This window comes from Bradyrhizobium sp. 139 (genome assembly GCF_023074175.1).
GTDB lineage: Bacteria > Pseudomonadota > Alphaproteobacteria > Rhizobiales > Xanthobacteraceae > Bradyrhizobium.
The window spans coordinates 312,402-331,399 of record NZ_JADPKS010000107.1 but is presented as its reverse complement, the minus strand read 5'-3'; the positions used below and the strand labels follow the sequence as shown (position 1 = coordinate 331,399).

At 63.6% G+C, this 18,998-nt stretch carries 22 protein-coding genes, 1 tRNA gene and 3 pseudogenes; 22 read left to right on the top strand and 4 right to left on the bottom strand.

What is annotated here, in order from left to right; translation table 11 throughout:
* Positions 1-5: 5 nt before the first annotated feature.
* The gene (locus IVA80_RS25760) at positions 6-2,063 is read right to left on the bottom strand and encodes an ATP-dependent helicase (RefSeq protein WP_247437008.1); all 2,058 of its coding nucleotides are present in this window, start codon (positions 2,061-2,063) and stop codon (positions 6-8) included.
* A 128-nt stretch (positions 2,064-2,191) separates the two neighbouring features.
* Between IVA80_RS25760 and IVA80_RS25755 the strand changes: the two genes are divergently transcribed.
* Complete coding sequence (locus IVA80_RS25755; protein WP_247437006.1) at positions 2,192-2,782, top strand: TMEM175 family protein; 591 nt, start codon at positions 2,192-2,194, stop codon at positions 2,780-2,782.
* 9 nt (positions 2,783-2,791) lie between these two features.
* On the opposite strand, the gene IVA80_RS25750 is transcribed toward IVA80_RS25755, so the two are convergent.
* Complete coding sequence (locus IVA80_RS25750; RefSeq protein ID WP_247437095.1) at positions 2,792-3,172, bottom strand: YciI family protein; 381 nt, start codon at positions 3,170-3,172, stop codon at positions 2,792-2,794.
* Positions 3,173-3,372: 200 nt separating this feature from the next.
* On the opposite strand from IVA80_RS25750, the gene IVA80_RS25745 reads away from it, so the two are divergent.
* Both IVA80_RS25745 and IVA80_RS25740 read left to right on the top strand, forming a co-directional pair.
* Positions 3,373-3,534: a hypothetical protein gene (locus tag IVA80_RS25745; RefSeq protein ID WP_247437004.1), complete on the top strand. Its 162-nt coding sequence runs from the start codon at positions 3,373-3,375 to the stop codon at positions 3,532-3,534.
* 377 nt (positions 3,535-3,911) lie between these two features.
* Positions 3,912-3,985, top strand: a tRNA-Gly gene (locus IVA80_RS25740).
* 253 nt (positions 3,986-4,238) lie between these two features.
* Here IVA80_RS25740 and IVA80_RS25735 read toward each other — a convergent pair.
* Positions 4,239-5,138, bottom strand: a complete 900-nt coding sequence (locus IVA80_RS25735) for a LysR family transcriptional regulator (RefSeq protein WP_247437002.1) — start codon at positions 5,136-5,138, stop codon at positions 4,239-4,241.
* 42 nt (positions 5,139-5,180) lie between these two features.
* Here IVA80_RS25735 and IVA80_RS38425 point away from each other — a divergent pair.
* The 18 genes and pseudogenes from IVA80_RS38425 to IVA80_RS25650 all read left to right on the top strand — a co-directional run.
* Positions 5,181-5,597 (top strand): annotated as a pseudogene (locus IVA80_RS38425) (SDR family NAD(P)-dependent oxidoreductase); the annotation flags it as partial.
* A gap of 40 nt (positions 5,598-5,637) precedes the next feature.
* On the top strand, positions 5,638-5,799 hold the full coding sequence (locus IVA80_RS38420) for an SDR family NAD(P)-dependent oxidoreductase (protein WP_256467525.1): 162 nt from the start codon (positions 5,638-5,640) through the stop codon (positions 5,797-5,799).
* A 209-nt stretch (positions 5,800-6,008) separates the two neighbouring features.
* Complete coding sequence (locus tag IVA80_RS25725) at positions 6,009-7,217, top strand: arabinose transporter (RefSeq protein ID WP_256467519.1); 1,209 nt, start codon at positions 6,009-6,011, stop codon at positions 7,215-7,217.
* Positions 7,214-7,996 carry a carboxymuconolactone decarboxylase family protein gene (locus tag IVA80_RS25720; protein ID WP_247437001.1) on the top strand — a complete coding sequence of 261 codons (783 nt, stop codon included), beginning with the start codon at positions 7,214-7,216 and terminating at the stop codon, positions 7,994-7,996. Before IVA80_RS25725 ends, IVA80_RS25720 begins: the two co-directional genes overlap by 4 nt.
* 116 nt (positions 7,997-8,112) lie before the next feature.
* On the top strand, positions 8,113-8,508 hold the full coding sequence (locus IVA80_RS25715) for a cupin domain-containing protein (protein ID WP_247437091.1): 396 nt from the start codon (positions 8,113-8,115) through the stop codon (positions 8,506-8,508).
* An 8-nt stretch (positions 8,509-8,516) separates the two neighbouring features.
* Positions 8,517-8,900 (top strand): DUF2255 family protein, encoded by a 384-nt coding sequence (locus IVA80_RS25710; protein WP_247437000.1) that lies wholly within the window; start codon positions 8,517-8,519, stop codon positions 8,898-8,900.
* Positions 8,897-9,286: a putative quinol monooxygenase gene (locus IVA80_RS25705; protein WP_247436999.1), complete on the top strand. Its 390-nt coding sequence runs from the start codon at positions 8,897-8,899 to the stop codon at positions 9,284-9,286. Before IVA80_RS25710 ends, IVA80_RS25705 begins: the two co-directional genes overlap by 4 nt.
* Positions 9,287-9,296: 10 nt before the next feature.
* Positions 9,297-10,064: a glucose 1-dehydrogenase gene (locus tag IVA80_RS25700; protein WP_247437089.1), complete on the top strand. Its 768-nt coding sequence runs from the start codon at positions 9,297-9,299 to the stop codon at positions 10,062-10,064.
* A gap of 171 nt (positions 10,065-10,235) precedes the next feature.
* Positions 10,236-10,466: pseudogene (locus tag IVA80_RS25695) on the top strand (GDP-mannose 4,6-dehydratase); the annotation flags it as partial.
* Between the two features lie 46 nt (positions 10,467-10,512).
* Positions 10,513-10,722: pseudogene (locus IVA80_RS25690) on the top strand (GDP-L-fucose synthase); the annotation flags it as partial.
* Between the two features lie 63 nt (positions 10,723-10,785).
* A complete protein-coding gene (locus tag IVA80_RS25685; RefSeq protein WP_247436998.1) occupies positions 10,786-11,238 on the top strand; it encodes a DUF2231 domain-containing protein in 453 nt (150 codons plus the stop codon).
* Positions 11,235-12,569: a sorbosone dehydrogenase family protein gene (locus IVA80_RS25680; protein ID WP_247436997.1), complete on the top strand. Its 1,335-nt coding sequence runs from the start codon at positions 11,235-11,237 to the stop codon at positions 12,567-12,569. The genes IVA80_RS25685 and IVA80_RS25680 overlap by 4 nt, the downstream gene beginning before the upstream one ends.
* 57 nt (positions 12,570-12,626) lie before the next feature.
* The gene (locus tag IVA80_RS25675; protein ID WP_247436996.1) at positions 12,627-12,830 is read left to right on the top strand and encodes a hypothetical protein; all 204 of its coding nucleotides are present in this window, start codon (positions 12,627-12,629) and stop codon (positions 12,828-12,830) included.
* Positions 12,831-12,875: 45 nt separating this feature from the next.
* A complete protein-coding gene (locus tag IVA80_RS25670) occupies positions 12,876-13,046 on the top strand; it encodes a hypothetical protein (protein ID WP_247436995.1) in 171 nt (56 codons plus the stop codon).
* A 112-nt stretch (positions 13,047-13,158) separates the two neighbouring features.
* Positions 13,159-14,364, top strand: a complete 1,206-nt coding sequence (locus IVA80_RS25665; protein ID WP_247436994.1) for an MFS transporter — start codon at positions 13,159-13,161, stop codon at positions 14,362-14,364.
* A 179-nt stretch (positions 14,365-14,543) separates the two neighbouring features.
* On the top strand, positions 14,544-15,773 hold the full coding sequence (locus IVA80_RS25660) for a CaiB/BaiF CoA-transferase family protein (RefSeq protein ID WP_247436992.1): 1,230 nt from the start codon (positions 14,544-14,546) through the stop codon (positions 15,771-15,773).
* Positions 15,774-16,015: 242 nt separating this feature from the next.
* A complete protein-coding gene (locus IVA80_RS25655) occupies positions 16,016-16,231 on the top strand; it encodes a hypothetical protein (RefSeq protein ID WP_211386695.1) in 216 nt (71 codons plus the stop codon).
* A gap of 96 nt (positions 16,232-16,327) precedes the next feature.
* Positions 16,328-16,720, top strand: a complete 393-nt coding sequence (locus tag IVA80_RS25650; RefSeq protein WP_247436990.1) for a RidA family protein — start codon at positions 16,328-16,330, stop codon at positions 16,718-16,720.
* A 3-nt stretch (positions 16,721-16,723) separates the two neighbouring features.
* On the opposite strand, the gene IVA80_RS25645 is transcribed toward IVA80_RS25650, so the two are convergent.
* Positions 16,724-17,395 carry a TetR/AcrR family transcriptional regulator gene (locus IVA80_RS25645; protein WP_247436988.1) on the bottom strand — a complete coding sequence of 224 codons (672 nt, stop codon included), beginning with the start codon at positions 17,393-17,395 and terminating at the stop codon, positions 16,724-16,726.
* Between the two features lie 253 nt (positions 17,396-17,648).
* Between IVA80_RS25645 and IVA80_RS25640 the strand changes: the two genes are divergently transcribed.
* A complete protein-coding gene (locus IVA80_RS25640; RefSeq protein WP_247436986.1) occupies positions 17,649-18,884 on the top strand; it encodes an acyl-CoA dehydrogenase family protein in 1,236 nt (411 codons plus the stop codon).
* The last annotated feature ends 114 nt before the right edge of the window (positions 18,885-18,998 follow it).

Genomic DNA, 18,998 nt, shown 5'->3' with positions numbered 1-18,998 from the left:
CGGGCCTACCGCCACATCCCCCGCATCCGCGCGCCGATGTCGACCTTCGGCCCCTGCGCGGCGGTGCGAGCCGCGCCGGCGGCGGCCTTCGGCCAGGCGGTGCGCTCGAACAGATAGACCAGCTGCTCCGGGATGAAGCGGGTGCGCGAGGCGTAGACGTGGCGGTCGCCCTTGGCTTGCTGGCCGTGGATGAAGAAGCGCTGCGGCACGACGAGATGCAAATCGTCCTTGGCGCGGGTCATCGCCACATAGAGCAGGCGGCGCTCCTCCTCGAGCTCGGCGCTGGTGCCGGCACCGAGATCGGACGGCATGCAGCCGTCGACGACGTTGAGCACGAACACGGACTTCCACTCCTGGCCCTTGGCGGAATGGATGGTGGAGAGGATCAGATAGTCCTCATCGCGCAGAGGCGGGCCGGATTTGTCGCTGGTCGCATCCGGCGGGTCGAGCGTGAGCTCGGTCAGGAATTTTTCGCGCGAGGCATAGCCGCTCGCAATCTGCTCGAGCTGCATGAGATCGGCACGGCGCGTCTCGGAATCTTCGTGGATGCGATCGAGATGCGGCTCGTACCAGAGACGCACGCGCTCGAGATCGGCCGGCCATTCCGAATAACGCAAATTCTGGGTCGTGCGGACGAAGTCGGTCCAGTCAGCGCCGGTGCGCGGCGGCACCGCAAGCTGGCCGAGCGCGGCGAGCGGATCGGTGCTCTCCGCCATCTGGTCGAGCACGCGCTGCGCGGTGGCAGGGCCGATGCCCGGCAACAGGTGCAGGATGCGGAAACCGGCGACGCGATCGCGCGGATTCTCGGCAAAGCGCAGCAGCGCCAGCACGTCCTTGACATGCGCAGCATCGAGAAATTTCAGTCCGCCGAATTTGACGAAGGGGATGTTGCGGCGGGTCAGCTCGATCTCCAGCGGACCGGAATGCGAGGATGTCCGGAACAGCACCGCCTGGTGCTTGAGCAGCGCGCCTTGCTCGCGATTGGCTAGCACCTCCTCGACGATGTAGCGGGCCTGATCAGCCTCGCCGTGCACGGTGACGAGCTGCGGCTTCTGCGACGAGGTGCGGTCGGTCCAGAGATTTTTTGTGAAACGCTCGCGGGCAAGGCCGATGACGCCGTTGGCCGCCGCCAGCACGGTTTGCGTCGAGCGGTAATTGCGGTCGAGCGTGATCATCTCCGCGCGGGGCGAAAAGCTTTGCGGAAAATCCAGGATGTTGCGGACGGTGGCGGCGCGGAACGAATAGATCGACTGCGCATCGTCGCCGACGACGGTGAGACCGCGTCCATCCGGCTTCAGCGCCAGCAGGATCGAGGATTGCAGGCGGTTGGTGTCCTGGTATTCGTCGACCAGCACGTGGTCGAAGCGGCCGCCGATCTCTTCGGCGATCAGCGCATCGCTCATCATCTGCGACCAGTAGAGCAGGAGGTCATCGTAATCGAGCACGTGCTGGGCCTGCTTGGCCTCGACATAGGCCGCGAACAGGCTCTTCAGCTCAGCTGCCCAGCCCGCGCACCAGGGATAGTGCTGGCCCAGCACCTTCTCGATCTCCATCTCGGCATTGACGCAGCGCGAGTAGATCGACAGGCAGGTGCCCTTGGCCGGAAAGCGGCTCTCGGTTTTCGACAACCCGCGCTCGTGCCGGACCAAATTCATCAGGTCGGCGGAATCCTCGCGGTCATGGATGGTGAAGGCAGGATCGACGCCGATCCGCTCGGCATATTCGCGCAAGAGCCGCGCGCCGATGCCGTGGAAGGTGCCGGCCCATGCCAAGGCGTCGCGCATGATCGCGGCATTGTTCTCGCCGAGCACCTTTCGGGCAATGCGCTCGACCCGGCCGGCCATCTCGGCCGCGGCGCGGCGGGAAAACGTCATCAAGAGGATGCGGCGCGGATCGGCGCCCGCGACGATCAGATGCGCGACGCGATGGGCCAGCGTATTGGTCTTGCCGGAGCCGGCGCCGGCGATGACGAGCAGGGGGGCGCCCACGGTCGCACCATCGGCGACGCCATGCTCCACGGCGCGGCGCTGCTCCGCATTGAGCGTATCCAGATATGTCGCCACGAATCGCCCCGGTGAAAGGACGAGAGTCGGCGATCCCGGTGCGAATCGCAATGCGGCTGGACGGAACCGATGTTAAGACCTAGGGACAAGGCAGCCCCAAAGTTCCAGCCCGAGAAGCGCGCGCCGGCATGACCGAGCTTAAGCCCGACCAGTTCGAGATGCGGCGGCTGGAGTCGCTCAGCAACACCATCTTTGGTGTCGCCATGACGCTGCTCGCCTACGACCTGCCCAAGGCCGCGGTGTTCACCAGCGCGCCCGACTGGAACGATCTCGCCCGAGTCTATTCCGGCAAGCTCGCCGGCCTCGCGCTCAGCTTCATCATCGCCGGCGTGTTCTGGATCAGCCATCACCGGCGGCTGGCGCGCCAGCCCGTGGGCAGCCGCGGCGCGGTGATCCTCAATTTGTTTTTCCTGCTGTCGATCGTGCTGCTGCCGGTGACCAACGGCCTTTACACCAACTACCCCATGAGCAGCGCGGTCGCCGTGCTCTACGGCCTGCACCTGACTGCGATCGCCGGCCTCAATGCCTGGCTATGGTGGAGGATATTGGGCGGCTGGCGCCACGAGATCATGGCCTCGATGTTTCCGCTGCTCGTGTTCATCCCGGGCACGGTCGTGGCGGCGTTCGCGCCACGTGTCGCGCCCTTCCTGTGGTTCGTCGCTTTCGGCGGCGTCCTGATCCAGCGCTTCACCATCGGGCGGACCGAGCCAGAGGCGTAAGGCGGCGGCTCACGCTTGTGTCGCGCCGAACCCATCGGCCGGCAGGTAAAGCTTCACCGGACGGATTTCGTAAACCGCCGACGGGTTGACCTGACGCAGATTCCGCGCCGCTGCGATCGCCTCTTCCTCCGTGTCGTATTCGACGAGGTGGAAGCCGAGAAGCTGCTCCTTGGTCTCGGCAAACGGGCCGTCCAGCACCATGCCCGCGCCGGGGCCACGCAAGGTGCGGGCCTTTTTTGTGTCATCCAGACGGGCGGCCGGCCCAAAGTGTCCACTTGCCCTCAAGGGCGCCTGAACCTCGATGACTTTGGCCACAACCGCGGCGTCCTGCTCCGGCGTCCAGGACAAAAGCTCGTCTTCCACATGATAGGCCAGGATGGCGTAAAGCATCGTCACCTCGTTTTTTTGCTGCGCGGCTCCAAAGGACGTATGACCGCGGGCCGCGCCGACAATCCAGAACCACAAGTATTGCATCGTGCAGGCCTCGATGAAACCGTCCTGAAACCCGATTGCGGCCCGAGCGGGTGAACGCCGCCGAAAGCCGAGGCGACTGATGGCCACAAGAAAACGGAAGGCCATCGGAGGCGGCAATGTCGAGTCAGACCATCAAGATCATCTGCGACGCGCGGCGGGCGACACAATCGGAGCCTGCCGATTTGCACGACCAGAGCGGCCATCACCGTTATTACGGCAGCTCGGTCGAGAGCCGCCGCGGAAAACGCCCGCGCGCGCTCAATGTGTGTGGCTTCTGAAACCTTCGGCGACAACGTCTTCAACATGGACGTCCTGCAAATATCGATCGCGGTGATGCCGAAAAGAAAAGGCGCGGCGGGGAGGCCCCGTCGCGCCCGATTTCTTGCTCGCTGGTCCAGGGCTGAGAGCGCCCCGATGCCAAGCCCTTTCTAGAGCTTAGCGGGCGATCCCAGCGAGGTGACAGCGCTTGGTAAAAGACACTGGATCACCTCCTTTCGTTGGTTTCGGAAGATTTCAATATAGGCGGCGACGCCGCCCTTGTTAAGGGGAGGCGGTCGGGAGGAACCATGGCTGTTCGCATGGGCCCGGAAGGCGCCGGAAAGCCGCTTCTTGGGCAGTTGAGACCGCCGCCCGGCCGTGTTAGGGAGCCGGTAACGCGGGTGTAGCTCAATGGTAGAGCAGCAGCCTTCCAAGCTGAATACGAGGGTTCGATTCCCTTCACCCGCTCCAAAAACGATTTCAAACAGCTTAGCCAGGAATTCTAAATTCCCATTCTGACAATTTTGACACGTCACGGCTGAAGGTTGATGAAAATTCGCGAGGGTTTTCATGCTCTACTTGAGGTAGTCCTGGAATTGAGCGGCCGCTTCTCGCGCAAATAGATCAACTTGATAGCCCAAGAACCTGCTTGCTTGGGCAGTGCGGTTGCTTCGCGGAAAGCCGAGATAGACTGCACCATTGCAGAAGCCAAGTTCAGCATCCGTTATTTCCCGCGGTATCGAAGCGTATTGACCAATAGGGCGAACGCTGGCGAGGACTGGCGCCGGCTTGGATAGTAGAGGTGATACCCGGAAAAAGGTGGGCACCAGTCCGCCAGCACCCGGACAAGCCGGCCGCTTGAAAGATAGGGCTGCACGTAGCCTTCGGTCAGGTAGGCTAGACCGAGCCCCTGCAGGGCAGCCTGAAGCAGGGCGCCGGCGCCGTTAAAGATCAGTTGACCTTCCACGCGCACGTTGACTTCGCGGCCGTTCCTCTCGAACTCCCACGCGTACAGGCTCCCGCCATGCGTGGGCAGGCGAAGGTTGATGCAGTTGTGCTCCGTCAGATCCTGCGGGGTTCGCGGCTTCTTCCGAGTCGCGAAGTAGGAGGGCGCGCCCACCACGGCCATGCGCAGGTCCGGACCGACCCGGACAGCTATCATGTCCTTCGCGACCAGTTCGCCCGGCCGGATCCCGGCGTCGTATTGGGCCGCCACGATGTTCGTGAGGCCGTAGTCGATCAGAACCTCGACGTTGATGTCCGGATAGGCCGGCAGGAGCTTGCTCATGGCAGGCATGAGGATCGCCTGCGCCGCATATTCCGTTGCAGTGATCCGGATTGTCCCGGCCGGCTTTTCGCGCAATTCGCTCAAGGCTCCGAGCTCGGCATCCATTTCGTCGAATTTGGGCCCGATCGTGCGCAAGAGCTGCTCGCCCGCTTGCGTCGGCGTGACGCTGCGGGTCGTGCGGTTCAGCAACCTGACGCCCAGCCGTTCTTCCAGGTTCCGGACGATTTGACTAAGGGTCGGCTGGGCAATCGCGAGCCGAGCCGCCGCCCGGGTGAAGCTGCGCTCTCTCGCCACGGCCAAGAAGGCGAGCAGATCGCTCGCATCGGCGCGTTCCATTTATGGGTTACTCCAATAAATCCAATTGGATTTTATCGTCTAATGCCGATGAACCCTAGCGCCTACTTTGGAGACGGCCGTCGCCTCGCGCGGCGGCAACGCGGAGTGGGAAGAATGACGGAAAGTATTGCAGGCAAGGTCATTGTCATAACCGGCGCCAGCAGCGGATTGGGCGAGGCAACCGCACGGCTCCTTTCCGCTGGAGGGGCTGCGGTGGCGCTGGGCGCGCGGCGAGCGGACCGCCTGAAGGCGCTGGCAAACGAAATCGTGGAGGGTGGCGGGAAGGCGCTCGTGGTCTCTACTGACGTGACTAGCCGCGAACAGGTAAAGGCGCTGGTAGAGGAGGCGGTTCAGCGCTTCGGTCGCATCGACGTGACGATCAACATTGCCGGCCTGATGCCGCAGGCGCCGGAACGGCTGAAGGTCGACGAGTGGGACCACATGATCGACGTCAAACATCAAGGGCGTGTTGTACGGAATCGCCGCCGCGCTGCCTCACATGCAGCGGCAGAAGGCAGGCCATTTCATCAACGTGTCGTCGGTCGCCGGGCACCAGATCGGTCCCGATTTCGCCGTCTATGCGGCGACGAAGCACGCCGTTCGCGCGCAGTCCGAGGGCCTTCGCCAGGAAGTCAACCCTACAACATCCGCACGACGGTGATCTTGCCCGGCGCGGTCGCGACCGAGCTTCCCGCCGGCATCAGCGATACCGAGACCGCGGAGCGGGTCCGGACCTTCTATTCGCAGGTGGCCGTACCGGCCGACTCGTTCGCGCGCGTGGTGGCGTTCGCGATGAGCCAGCCGGAGAGCGTGGACATCAACGAGATCCTCTACAGACTGAACAGCCAGGCATTCTGAGGGGGGCCGACCATGTCCGTTGTAACCGTGCAAGAGATGACCGAACCACGTCCGTTTGCGGCTGCGCTGTTGCCGATCATGGGCGTGGTTTTCGTCGCCTTTCTCGTCATCGGCGTCGCTATGCCGGTGCTTCCGCTCTACGTCCATGGCAGGCTGGGGTTCGGCACCTTCGTGGTTGGCCTCGTCGCCGGCAGTCAGTTCGCCGCATCCCTGATCTCGCGGCCGTGGGCGGGTCATTATTCGGACGGTCGCGGGGCGAAACGTGCGGTGATCGCAGGTCTGCTGGCGGCCTCCGCTTCCGGGCTGCTTTATTTGTGCTCGCTCTGGATCGGCAACGCGGCGGAAGCCTCGGTCGTGGTGCTCCTGCTTGGGCGTGCCGTGCTGGGAGCCGCGGAAAGTTTCATCATTACGGCAGCGGTCAGTTGGGGATTGGCGATTGTCGATCCCCGGAACACCGGCAAGGTCATCGCTTGGGTGGGGTCCGCGATGTTCGCCGCCTTCGCGATTGGCGCGCCGATTGGTTCTGCGCTCTACGCCGGCTTCGGTTTTGTAGCGATCGCGCTCACCACGGCGCTGGCTCCCCTGGCGACGCTGCTGCTCATCGCTCCTGTTCCCGCTGTCCTACCGGTGCAGCGCGCCCGCTTTTCGTTTGCCGACGTGGTCGGGCGAGTGTGGATACCGGGTCTCGGCTCGGCGCTCGGCAGCGTCGGCTTCGGCGCCGTGACCACGTTCGCCGTGCTCCTGTTCGCCGATCGCGTCTGGGCCAACGGGTGGCTCGCCTACACTGCCCACGCCGTTGGATTCATTCTGGCGCGCCTGTTCTTCAGCCATACGGCTGACCGGATTGGCGGTGCCAAAATCGCGTTGATCTGCGTATTGATCGAAACAGCCGGTCAGGCGTTGATGTGGCGTGCCGCGCGTCCCGAATCGGCTTTGTTCGGGGCCGCGCTCACCGGATTCGGGTTTTCGTTGGTCTATCCCGGCTTCGGCGTCGAAGCGGTCCGCCGGGTGCCGGCACAGAGCCGTGGCTTGGCCATGGGAGCCTACACCGCCTTTCTCGACCTGGCTCAGGGTCTGGCAAGCCCGGCGCTCGGCTTGGTCGCGAAGGGGGCCGGCCTGAACGTCGTGTTTCTGGTCAGCGCCATCACCGTACTCTGCGCTGCGTTCGTCGCGTCATGGCTGATGATGAACCCGCCAACCGTCGGAGGACAGCAGCAATGAAGCTTCTCGCGGCAGCCGTACTTTCGTTTTCGATCGTCGCCGCCGCGGCGAACGGTCAACAGACAATCATCGAAGGAGTAAAAGTTATGCCCACGACCGAAGACATTCGCGCCGTCGCGCCCGCCCTCGAAAAATATGCGAAGGACGTCGTGCGCGGCGATCTCTGGAAGCGGCCGGGACTGCCCGCGCGCGACCGAAGCATCGTCACGGTCGCCGCGCTCATCGCGCGCGATCAGACGGTCGAACTGCCGTACTATCTCAACCTCGCGCTCGACAACGGCGTGAAGCCGGCCGAACTCTCGGAGATCATTACGCACCTGGCATTCTACACCGGCTGGGCCAACGCAATGGATGCGGTCGCTGCGGCCAAGGACGTGTTCAAGAGCCGCAACATCGGCGCCGACCAGCTTCCGCCGGCCTCCGGTCCCCAGCTTCCCCTCGATGAGGTGGCAGAAGCACAGCGGGCGACGCGAGTCGGCGAGCAGTTCGGCAAGATCACACCCAGTCTCGTCCAGTACACGACAGATGTGCTGTTCCGCGATCTCTGGCTGAGGCCGGGGCTCGCGCCGCGCGACCGTAGTCTCGTTACGGTCAGCGCCCTCGTCGCGACCGGCCAGGTCGCGCAGATCACCTACCATCTGAACCGGGCGATGGATAACGGGTTGACCAAGGAGGAAGCCGGTGAGGTCGTCGGACATCTTGCATTCTATGCGGGTTGGCCCAACGCGTTCTCGGCGGCGCCGGTGGCCAAGGAAGTCATTGAGAAGCGGCCTCGGTAGCGATGTCGCCGTACTCCCGTCGACAGGCCATCGTCTTGGTCGCCGGTTTCACAGCGTCAGCGGCACTGGACGCCCATGCCAAAGATTCGACCACGCAAAGGAACGCAGTCATGGACATCGACATCAAACGAAACGGTTCTCGCCCCTCGACCAAGGGGAATGCCGACTGGTTCACCGGTTCGGTCCGGGTGGATCCTCTCTTCCAGGCTCCGGACCCGGGCCGAGTGAGCGGCGGTCAGGTCACCTTCGAACCCGGTGCTCGAACGGCTTGGCACACGCATCCGCTCGGGCAAACGCTGGTGGTCACCGCCGGTCTCGGATGGGTGCAGCGCGACGGCGGACCGATCGAAGAGATCCGCGCCGGTGACGTGGTGTGGTTTCCGCCGGGCCTCAAGCATTGGCATGGAGCTTCGCCTACGACGGCCATGACGCACATCGCCATTCAGGAATCCCTTGACGGAAAGAACGTCGATTGGATGGAGAAGGTCGCCGACGACCAATACCGGAAGTGAGATCCGAGATGCGCTGGGACGGCGATGAACTGCGCAAGATCGCCGACGCTGACGACTTGCATGTCTCCCCGTTCAGGGAGGACCGCACGACGTATGGAACGCCGACGTGGATATGGTCCGTGGCGGTCGACGGCGCGCTCTACGTTCGCGGCTACAACGGACAGGACTCACAATGGTACCGGGCCGCTGCGCCGGAGAATGCCGGGCGGATCCTGGCCGCCGGGGTCACCAAGGAAGTGACGTTCGAGCCGGTCGAAGGGCCAGTCTTGGATACGATCGACGGTGCCTATCGTGCGAAGTATCGCGGCAATCGATATCTCGAACCGATGATCGGGGCGCGCGCCCGTGCCGCGACCCTTAGGATCATGCCACTCGACGGGAGCAGGTCATGAATACGATGCAGTTCTTCGTCTACGGCGCATCTGTGCTGGCTACAGCGCTTGGCGCCGCCGTCGCCCAGGAAGCGGGCGGAGAGTACGTCCAGGTGGCGGAGATCGAGGTCGATCCCGCTCAATTGGACGCCTACAGGGCCGCAGTCCAAAAGCAGATAGACGCGGCGATCCAAAAAGAGCCGGGCGTCCTGGTGCTTTACGCGGTGTCTGAAAAGGACGACTCGAGCCGCGTCAAAGTATTCGAGATCTACCGCGACAGGAGGGCATACGAAGCGCACCTCGGATCAGAGCATTTCAAGAAATACAAATCGACTGTGGAGAAAATGGTGAAGTCGCTCAAGCTGGTACAGGCGACGCCGATCGCTCTTGGAGCCAAAACGAAGTGAGTTGGTTATGATGAATCCGACTTATGATTTCAGTGGCCAAGTCGCTTTGGTAACCGGGGCGAGTTCGGGCATGGGACTGGCGACCGCGGAAGCTTTCGCCACTTCCGGAGCGGCCGTCGTTCTCGCCGACATTAACAAACGGGCATTGAAGGCGGCGACCGACAGACTGACGTCAGTCGGGCGTAAGGTCCTGGGTCTGGTCTGCGATGTCTCGGACGAGACTCAGGTCGCAAACATGATCGAGCGGACGGTGGCGCACTTTGGCAGGCTCGATATGGCCTTCAACAACGCGGGCATCCAGGTGCCGCCCAGCGATGCTGCGGACGAGACCGCGGAGAACTTCGATCGGGTGAATGGAATAAACCTTCGCGGTGTCTGGGCCTGCATGAAGCACGAATTGCAACAGATGAGGACGCAGGGAAACGGAGCCATCGTGAATTGCTCGTCGCTGGGTGGTCTCGTCGGATTGCCCAGTCGCGCCGCCTATCACGCTTCCAAGCATGGTGTGATCGGTCTTACGAGGAGTGCGGCGATGGAATACGCGCCGCGCGGCATCAGGATCAACGCCGTCTGCCCCGGCACGATCAACACCCCGATGGTCGCCGACATGCTCAAGGAGCAGGCCGATGCGATGAAGGAGATCATGCGCGACCAGCCGATCGGACGACTAGGCGAATCCGACGAGATCGCGGCCGCCGTCCTCTGGCTATGCAGCCCGGGCGCCACCTTCGTCCTCGGCGTCGCGTTGCCGGTGGACGGCGGCTTTACCGCGCATTGAAGCTTAGGGCGGAGGGGCGCAGTGGTAGTCACCCTAGTGGTGTCGCTCCGACGGCACGATCGGATTTGTCCTGACGCCGCGGGATTTCTTCTTTGGTGATTGCTGGCGCGCGGTTTACAGACTCCGGTCGTTTGGGCTGTAAAAGGTACAAGTGAGGTATCGAGAAACTGAATAGCTGAACGCATCGCTCTCGCCACCGGCGTGACCGGCCGGGACGGCGCCTATCTCGCCGAATACCTGCTGTCGCTCGGTTATGTCGTGCACGGCATCAAGCGGCGCTCGTCCTTGTTCAACGCCGCGCGCGTCGACCATTTCTGCCAGGCCCCGCATGTCGGCATGCCGTTCCTGATGCACTATGGCGACATGAGGGACTCGAGCCGTCTGATCCGCCGGGTGCAGCGACACGCTGCGCGCCGAGTTCATCTCCGACAACATCGCGATTGCCGCGAACGTGATGGAGACCTATTCGGGTGCGGACCTGGTCAACGTCGGCAGCGGCGAGGACATCATCATCGCCGAGTTCGCGCGGGTCGTGGCTGACGTCGTCGGTTACGGCGGCGGGATCAGTTTCGACACCTGGCGTCCAGATGGAACACCGCGCAAGCTGCTCGATGTCAGCCGTCTCGCCAAGCTCGGCCGGCGCGTCCAATCTCCCTAGGAACCATCCCTTCCAGCACGAGTTGGCCGATCGGGTGGGCAAGAGGGTCACACGAGGCCAACCGTGCAAGAAGCTGTGCGCGTGCGTTCCACCGCGCAAATCGCGGGTCATCCGATTCATCCGATGCTGGTGCCGATACCGATCGCGTGCTTCATCGGCGCCTTGCTGACCGACATAGCCTATGTCGTCAGCGCCGAGATCATGTGGGCGGATTTCTCCGCCTGGCTTCTGGTCGTCGGCGTCATCTTTGGCGTGCTGGCGGCGATTGCGGGCCTGACCGACTTCCTCGGCAACCGCCTGGTGCGGGCGCAGCCACCGGCCTGGCCGCATCTGATCGGCAATGCGGTGGCGCTGATCCTGGCGATCGTCAATGCGCTGGTCCACACGCGTGATGCCTGGACCTCGGTGTGGCCGACCGGGCTCATTCTTTCGGTGATCACCGTGCTGATCTTGCCGGTCACCGGCTGGCTCGGCTGGGCGATGGTGTACCGCCACGGCGTGGGAGTTGCGCGATGATGTCCCTGCTTGTCCGCGCCTTGCTGTGCTCCTCGTTTCTGTGTCTTGCCGGTTGCGATGACGGCAGCGGTGATCCCAAAGCGCAGATCGGCGCCAACCCGACGCTCCCCGACATTCAGCAATATCTGCTGCCGCCGATGCACATCGCGCGCATCGTCGGCTGGAAGAAGGACGAGACCCCGACCGTCGCGCAGGACCTGCAGGCCAAGGCCTTTGCGACGGGCTTGCAGCATCCGCGTTTCCTCTACGTACTTCCCAACGGCGACGTTCTGGTCGTGGAATCCAAGGCGCCGAAGGGCGCCGCGATCAAGCGGCCCAAGGAGATCGTGATGGGATACATCGAGTCCTGGGCGACCTCCGGCGGCGATACCGGCGAGAGTAACCGCATCACGCTGCTGCGCGACACAAATGGCGACGGCGTGCCGGATACGCAGAGCGTCTTCCTCGACCATCTCAACTCGCCGTTCGGCGTCGCGCTGGTCGGCAACGACCTCTACGTCGCCAACACCGATGCGATCGTCAAATATCCCTACACCGAAGGCGACACCAGGATCACTGCGCCCGGCACGGTGCTGACGCCGCTGCCGGGCGGGCCGATCGACCATCACTGGACCAAGAGCCTGGTCGCGAGCCCGGACGGTTCAAAGCTCTATGCCGGCGTCGGCTCCAACAGCAACATCACCGAGAACGGCATGGAGGCCGAGCACAATCGCGCCAACATTCTCGAGGTCGATCGCGCCAGCGGCCGCTGGCGCATCTTCGCAAGCGGCCTGCGTAATCCCAACGGTCTCAGCTTCGAGCCGCAGACCGGCGCGCTGTGGACGGTGGTGAACGAGCGCGACGAGCTCGGCCCCGATCTCGTCCCCGACTACATGACATCGGTGAAGGACGGCGGCTTCTATGGCTGGCCCTACAGCTATTACGGCCAGCACGTCGATCCCCGCGTCAAGCCGGAGCGGCCGGACCTCGTGGCCAAGGCGATCGTGCCGGACTATGCCCTCAGCTCGCATGTCGCCCCGCTCGGAATGGCTTTCTCCACCGGCACCAGCCTGCCGAGCGCCTATCGCGGCGGGGCTTTCGTCGGCGAGCACGGCAGTTGGAACAGGCAGGTCTTGAATGGCTACAAGGTCGTGTTCGTGCCTTTCGCGGATGGCAAGCCGAGCGGGCCGGCGCAAGACATCGTCACCGGCTTCCTCAACAACGACGGTCAGGCACGCGGCCGTCCCGTCGGCGTCGCCATCGACAAGTCCGGTGCGCTGCTGGTCGCCGACGACAGCGGCAACACGGTGTGGCGCGTGACCGCCGCGCACTCGCAGGTGACGCAACGTTAAGCTCGCCGGCGCGTTGTTGAGCAGACGATCTTTGAAAGGCAAGCCAGGAGTCGGACAATGGGCCTTGCTCAATACGCCATCGTGCCGGTGCAGGACGAATGGGGCGTGCTGCATGACGGCACCGTCAACGGCAAATACGCAACCAAGGAATCCGCGTTCGAATCGGCGGTGGCCGCCGCTTCGCTGGCGCTGCGTCAGGGGCATGAGGTTCATGTCAGTGTGCCCGGCCGCGAGGCCAGCGAAAACGCGCTCGGCGTTTGATTTGCGCGCGCGTGCCTTCGGGCGAAGTTCCACAAGGAGGCCATGATGACCAAGCCTCGCGAGCAAAACGGCGTCGAGCCGCCCCGGTCCGAAGACGATATCCAGCGCGACCAGCTCGGTCCGCGCGGGGTGCCTGGTGCGCCGGATCCGGCCAAGATGACGCCCCAACGCGACAAGAAGACGCCGAAGCATATCGATCCCGGCCACACATCCTGAGTGGGCGTGCTCTGCGGCTGACGCCGCCTTGCCATTCGGAACCGCCATTCCCGATTGTCATTTCCAAGCGTAAGACTGCTCCACGGGCGTGATCTGGCGGGCTGGCGACGGAATGCGGTTCTTGAAATCTGACAGCAGGCTCATCGGCCTCCTGCTGGTGCTTGCGGTGACTCAACTCGTTGGATGGGGCACCGTCGGGCTTCCCGCCATCGTCGGGCGCGATCTCGCAGCCGATCTCGGCATGAGCCTGCCGGTGGCGTTCGCCGGCACCTCCGTGCTCTACGTGTCGATGGGGCTGTGCGCTCCCTGGCTGGCAAAATCCTTTGCGCGGCATGGCGCGCGGAACGTCATGATGGCTGGGACCGTCGTCGCCATCCCCGGCTACGTTCTGCTGTCCTTCGCCAGCGAACCGATGCTCTATTTCGCCGCCTGGGTCGTGCTCGGCATCGCCGGCAGCGCCACGCTCTCGACCGGCGCCTATATCATGCTGAACGAGGTCGCCGGGCGCAGCGCCAAGAACGCTATCGGCGCGCTGATGCTGGTGACGGGTCTCTCCAGCAGCATCTTCTGGCCGACCACGTCGTTTCTCAGTGGTCTGCTCGGCTGGCGCGGGACCTGCCTTGTCTACGCGGCCATGATGGCCGTCATCAACCTTCCACTCTACGCGTTTCTCGCACCGCGCCGGAAAATTGCCAGGGATGATGGTGGTGAGCCGGCCAAGGCTGCGCCACCGGCCGCCATTCCCAAGACCACCTTCAGCCTCGTCGTCGCCGCGATCACGCTGAACGCCTTCGTCAATTTCGGTATCGGCGCCATCATGATCGAGCTGCTCCGGGCGGAGGGGTTGGCGCCCGCGCAGGCACTCGCGTTCGGTTCGATGCTGGGCGTGATCCAGGTCAGCGCCCGCGGGCTGGATTTCCTCGGCGGCGGGCGATGGGACGGCATCACGACCGGACTCGTGGCGGGCACGGCATTGCCCGTGGCCATGCTGCTCCTGATGACGAACGAGGGTGCGACCTGGGCCGTTGCGGTCTTCATCCTGCTCTACGGCGCCGGCAGCGGCGCGATGGCGGTGGCGCGGGCAACGATCCCGCTCGTGTTCTACGACCAGGCCGAGTTCGCCAAGGCGATGTCGATGATCGCTCTGCCGCTTAATCTCGCGTCCGCGATCTCTCCGCCGCTCCTTGTCGGCCTGCTCACCCAGTTCGGCAGCCGCGGTGCGCTCGGTCTCACCTTTGTCTTCTCCTGCGCGACGGTGCTGATCCTGGTCCTGCTCGGCCGCCGGCGGCCGCGAATCGCCGCGGCGGCGCCGACCTGAGCCGTTGAGGTCATATTCGCGGCGCGGAATTCGTCGCCGCCGGCTGGCTCCGCTGCCGGGCAGGAGGATGCCGGTATGCCGCCAGTGCAGGGCTCACGGCGCAAAAATAGTGTATCGGCAGGGAGCGTGGTCCGCTGCGAGCCGCCGCGCCAAGATCCAGTTCCCCGGAGGAAATCGACATGTCGGCCCTGCCGCTTTCAGGCATCAAGATCCTTGACCTCACCCGCGTGCTTGCCGGGCCCTTGTCGGCCCAGATGCTGGGCGATCTCGGCGCGGAGGTGATCAAGATCGAGCGGCCGGGCACCGGTGACGACGCGCGCGCCTTCGGCCCGCCCTATCTGGCCGATCCCGAAGGCAAGGCGAACAACAACAATTCATTCTATCTCTGCGCCAACCGCAACAAGAAGTCCGTCACGGTCAACATCGCCAAGCCCGAGGGGCAGGCGATCATCCGCGAGCTCGCCAAGGACGCCGACGTCTTCATGGAAAACTACAAGGTCGGCGATCTCAAGCGTTACGGCCTCGACTACGAGACGATCAAGGCGATCAACCCCGGCATCATCTATTGCTCGGTGACCGGCTTCGGCCAGACCGGCCCCTACGCGCCGCGCGCCGGCTACGACGCCATCCTGCAGGCGATGGGCGGCCTGATGAGCGTCACCGGCCATATCGACGGCGAGCCCGGCGAGGGCCCGATGAAGGTCGGCCCGTCGATCGTCGACTACATGACCGGCATGAACACCTCGACCGGGATTCTCTCGGCGCTCTATCATCGCGACGTCAATGGCGGGCAAGGACAGCACATTGACGTCTGCCTGTTCGATACCGTCATCGCATCGTTGTCGCACTGGCTCCAGATCTACCTCGTCAACGGCAAGACACCGCCGCGTCGCGGCACCTGGGGCAATGGTGGCATGCCGGCCGGCGTGTTCCGCTGCACCGACGGCGAACTGATGCTGGTGGTCGGCAATGACGGCCAGTTCCAGCGTACCTGCGCCGTGCTCGGCGAGCCCGAGCTCGCCAATGACAAGCGCTTCATCAAGAACAACGACCGCGTCGTGCATGGCAAAGAGATCATGGCCATCTTCGCCGGGCTGTTCCTGAAGAAGCCGGTGGCCTATTGGCTGGAAAAGCTGGAGGAGGCCGGCGTGCCGTCAGGTCCGATCAACAATTTCGAGCAGGTGTTCAGCGATCCGCACGTGCAATCGCGCGGCATGCGGGTGAAGGTCAACCATCCCTTCGAACCCGATCTCTCGCTGATCCGCAACGCGCTGACCCTCTCCGAGACCCCGATCGAGACATATCGCGCCCCGCCGCTGCTAGGGGAGCACACGCAGGAAGTTCTCGGCGGGAAACTCGGCTATGATGAGGGCAAGATCGAAACGCTGAAGCAGCAGGGTATTATCTAGCGTCGCCACGCAATCTCTATATGTCGAAGGGCGCGCTGGCGAAGATCAATGCCGAACCGGTCGCGCATGCCTCAGGCATCCTCAAGAGCCTCGTTGCGAGCGCGAACGACGCGCGCGCCATGCCCGGCCTTGCCTGAGGCTTGCGCGCAATCCCAGATAAACCCGGTCCGTACTCGCACAGGCTTCCGCTTCGTGCGCGACTCTGGTTCGATCTCTCCAATCGAGCTCGGGAGGGAAGTGGAATGTCCTACACGATCGGGTTTCAGGCCAAGAACCAGAAGGCAATTCTGGCGACCGAGGCAGCAACGGCCAATCAGGCCGTCGCCATCATTGCCGCGCTGCGGCAAAGCGCCGACGAAATAAAGTTCATCCGCTCGCCCCAGGAAGGCGAGATGGGCATCGAGATGCTGCTGCTGCTCGCCAAGGAAGAGGCCGAGGAGATGCCGCAGGGGGCGTAAAACGCCGACGACCACCATTCGATCAGAAGCGAAGCATGCCGGCTGCAAGATAATGTAGCCAGGCGTTGTTCACGCTCCAACCGAAGGTGGCCGCCGATGAAACGCGAAGTGCTCCGTGTCGAACCGATCTCGACGTTTCTTGATCGCTGGAAGGCGCCGACCTCGCCGGTGACGCGGGCCGGCAGCATGATCTTCGTCGCCGGCCTGCCGCCGTTCGACCCCGAGACGGGCGAGATTGCGGAAGCGCCGATCGAGCGGCAGAGCGAACTCGTCATGGAGCAGATGAAGCTCTGCCTGGAGACGGCCGGCGCCTCCCTGGATAACGTCATGAAGTGCAACGTCTACTGCACCTCGACAAAACACTTCGCTGCGTTCAATGCGGTCTATGCGCGCTACTTTCCGATTGATCCGCCGGCGCGGATCTTCGTCTGCACGCCGGAATGGTTCGGCCCCTTCGACGTCGAGATCGATTGCATCGCGATGATGTGAGCGCTAGCGCGCGTCCCTCGCCAGCGCGCGCGCCGGCGCCCTTGTCTCGGCCCGTCCCGCTGTCAGCGCCATCGTCGCGACGCTGACCACGCGCGCGACGACGTTCTCGACGTCGTCGAGATCGCATTTGCCTTCGGACAGCTTTGTCAGCCGCTCGCTCTCGCGGATGGTGTGGTGCGCCATCGCGAGCGCGAAGTTCAGACCCCAGTAGATATCGACGTCGTTGCGGTCGGGCAGAGACCTTCGCATCGCGCCGACGAATTTCCGCAGATGGTCGATCTCGCGGTTCTTGATGCGGCGGATCGGCGGCACGGATTCGATCGAGGCGCGGATCATGAAGCGCGCCGCGGTGGAGCGCTGGTTTTCCGGGCCGAGGCAACCGCGCAAGGTCGGGCCGACGAGGGCGCGCAAGATCACCTCGATCGGCGCGCGACCGCCGCCTTGCTCTTCCGCGGCCTTCAACTCGCGCAGGCGTTCGCGGTTGGTGGCGATCGAGCGGGAGACGAACAGTTCCGCGATCAACTCGTCCTTCGAACCGAAATGATAGTTCACCGCAGCCAAATTGACATTGGCCTCCGCGACGATGTCGCGCAGCGTCACGTCGCCAAAGCCGCGATCGGCATAGAGCCGTTCGGCGGCGGCGAGGATGGCTGATCTTGTATGATCGCTGGCCATGGGTGCCCTCAGGGAGGGGAGTTGCAATTCAAACACTTGTATGAAACTATCGTTTGAAGGCCGGAGAAAGTCAATCCGCAATCGAGACTCGTTCGCAACTCGCGAACCGGTTGGTGAAGCTCGCAAGGCTCGTGCATTCGCGCTTGCGGGCCGCGCGAGGCGGGAGGACAGTCCGGCGCAAAACAGGTTCGCCAAAGCAGGCTTGCCAAAACAGGCTTGCAAAGCTTGCAAAGAGAGAAACGAGGAGCGTCCCATGGATTTCGATCTGTCCCCCAAGCAGAAGGAATGGCTCGACCGCGTGCAGTCCTTCATGACCAAGCACGTGCGTCCGGCGGTGCCTGTTTACAACGAGCAGGATCACAGCGGCGAGCGCTGGAAGGTCATCCCGGTGCTGGAAGACCTCAAGAAGAAGGCCAAGGCCGAAGGCCTCTGGAACATGTTCATGCCGCCGAACGAGCATGAGGATGACGAATTCCGCGGCGCGGGATTGACCAATCTCGAATACGCGTTGCTGTCGGAGCAGATGGGCCACATCTCCTGGGCTTCGGAAGTCTTCAACTGTTCCGCGCCCGATACCGGCAACATGGAAGTGTTCATGCGCTACGGCTCCAAGGAGCAGAAGCGCAAATGGCTGCGCCCGCTGATGGACGGCGAGATCCGCTCCGCGTTCCTGATGACGGAACCGGCCGTGGCCTCGTCTGACGCCACCAACATCGAGACCAGCATCAAGCGCGACGGCGATCACTACGTCATCAACGGCCGCAAATGGTGGTCGTCGGGCGTCGGCGATCCCCGCTGCAAGATCGCGATCCTGATGGGCAAGACCGATCCGTCACTCGCCAAGCATCAGCAGCAGTCGCAGATCCTGGTTCCGCTCGACACTCCCGGCATCAAGGTCGAGAAGATGCTGCCCGTGTTCGGCTTCGATGATGCGCCGCACGGCCACGCCCAGGTGCTGCTCGAAAACGTGCGCGTGCCGAAGGAGAACATTTTGCTCGGCGAGGGCCGCGGCTTCGAGATTGCGCAGGGCCGCCTCGGTCCCGGCCGTATCCACCACTGCATGCGCACCATCGGCAAGGCCGAGGAGGCGCTGGAGAAAATGGTAAAGCGGCTCACCTCGCGCACCGCCTTCGGCAAGCGGATCGTCGAGCATTCGGTGTGGGAGCAGCGCATCGGCGAGGCCCGCACCAATATCGAGATGACGCGGCTGCTGTGCCTCAAGGCCGCCGACATGATGGACAAGGTCGGCAACAAGACCGCGCAGGCCGAGATCGCCATGATCAAGGTCGCAGCGCCCAACATGGCGCTGAAGATCATCGACGAGGCGATCCAGGCGTTTGGCGGCGCGGGCGTGTCGGACGAAGCCGGCCTTGCCAAGGACTACGCCCACATCCGCACACTCCGTCTCGCCGACGGCCCGGACGAGGTGCACAATCGCGCCATTGCCAGGCTTGAAGTTCGGAAGTATGCAAATTCTCCAAGTCGTTAAGCAAATCATCAGGAGGGAGAGCCCTGCGGCGCTCCCGACTTGAAGAAATGACAAGGCATGATCCGCTTTCGGTGACCACTTGACGCAAGTGCGTCAGCGGTGACCGATTAGGAT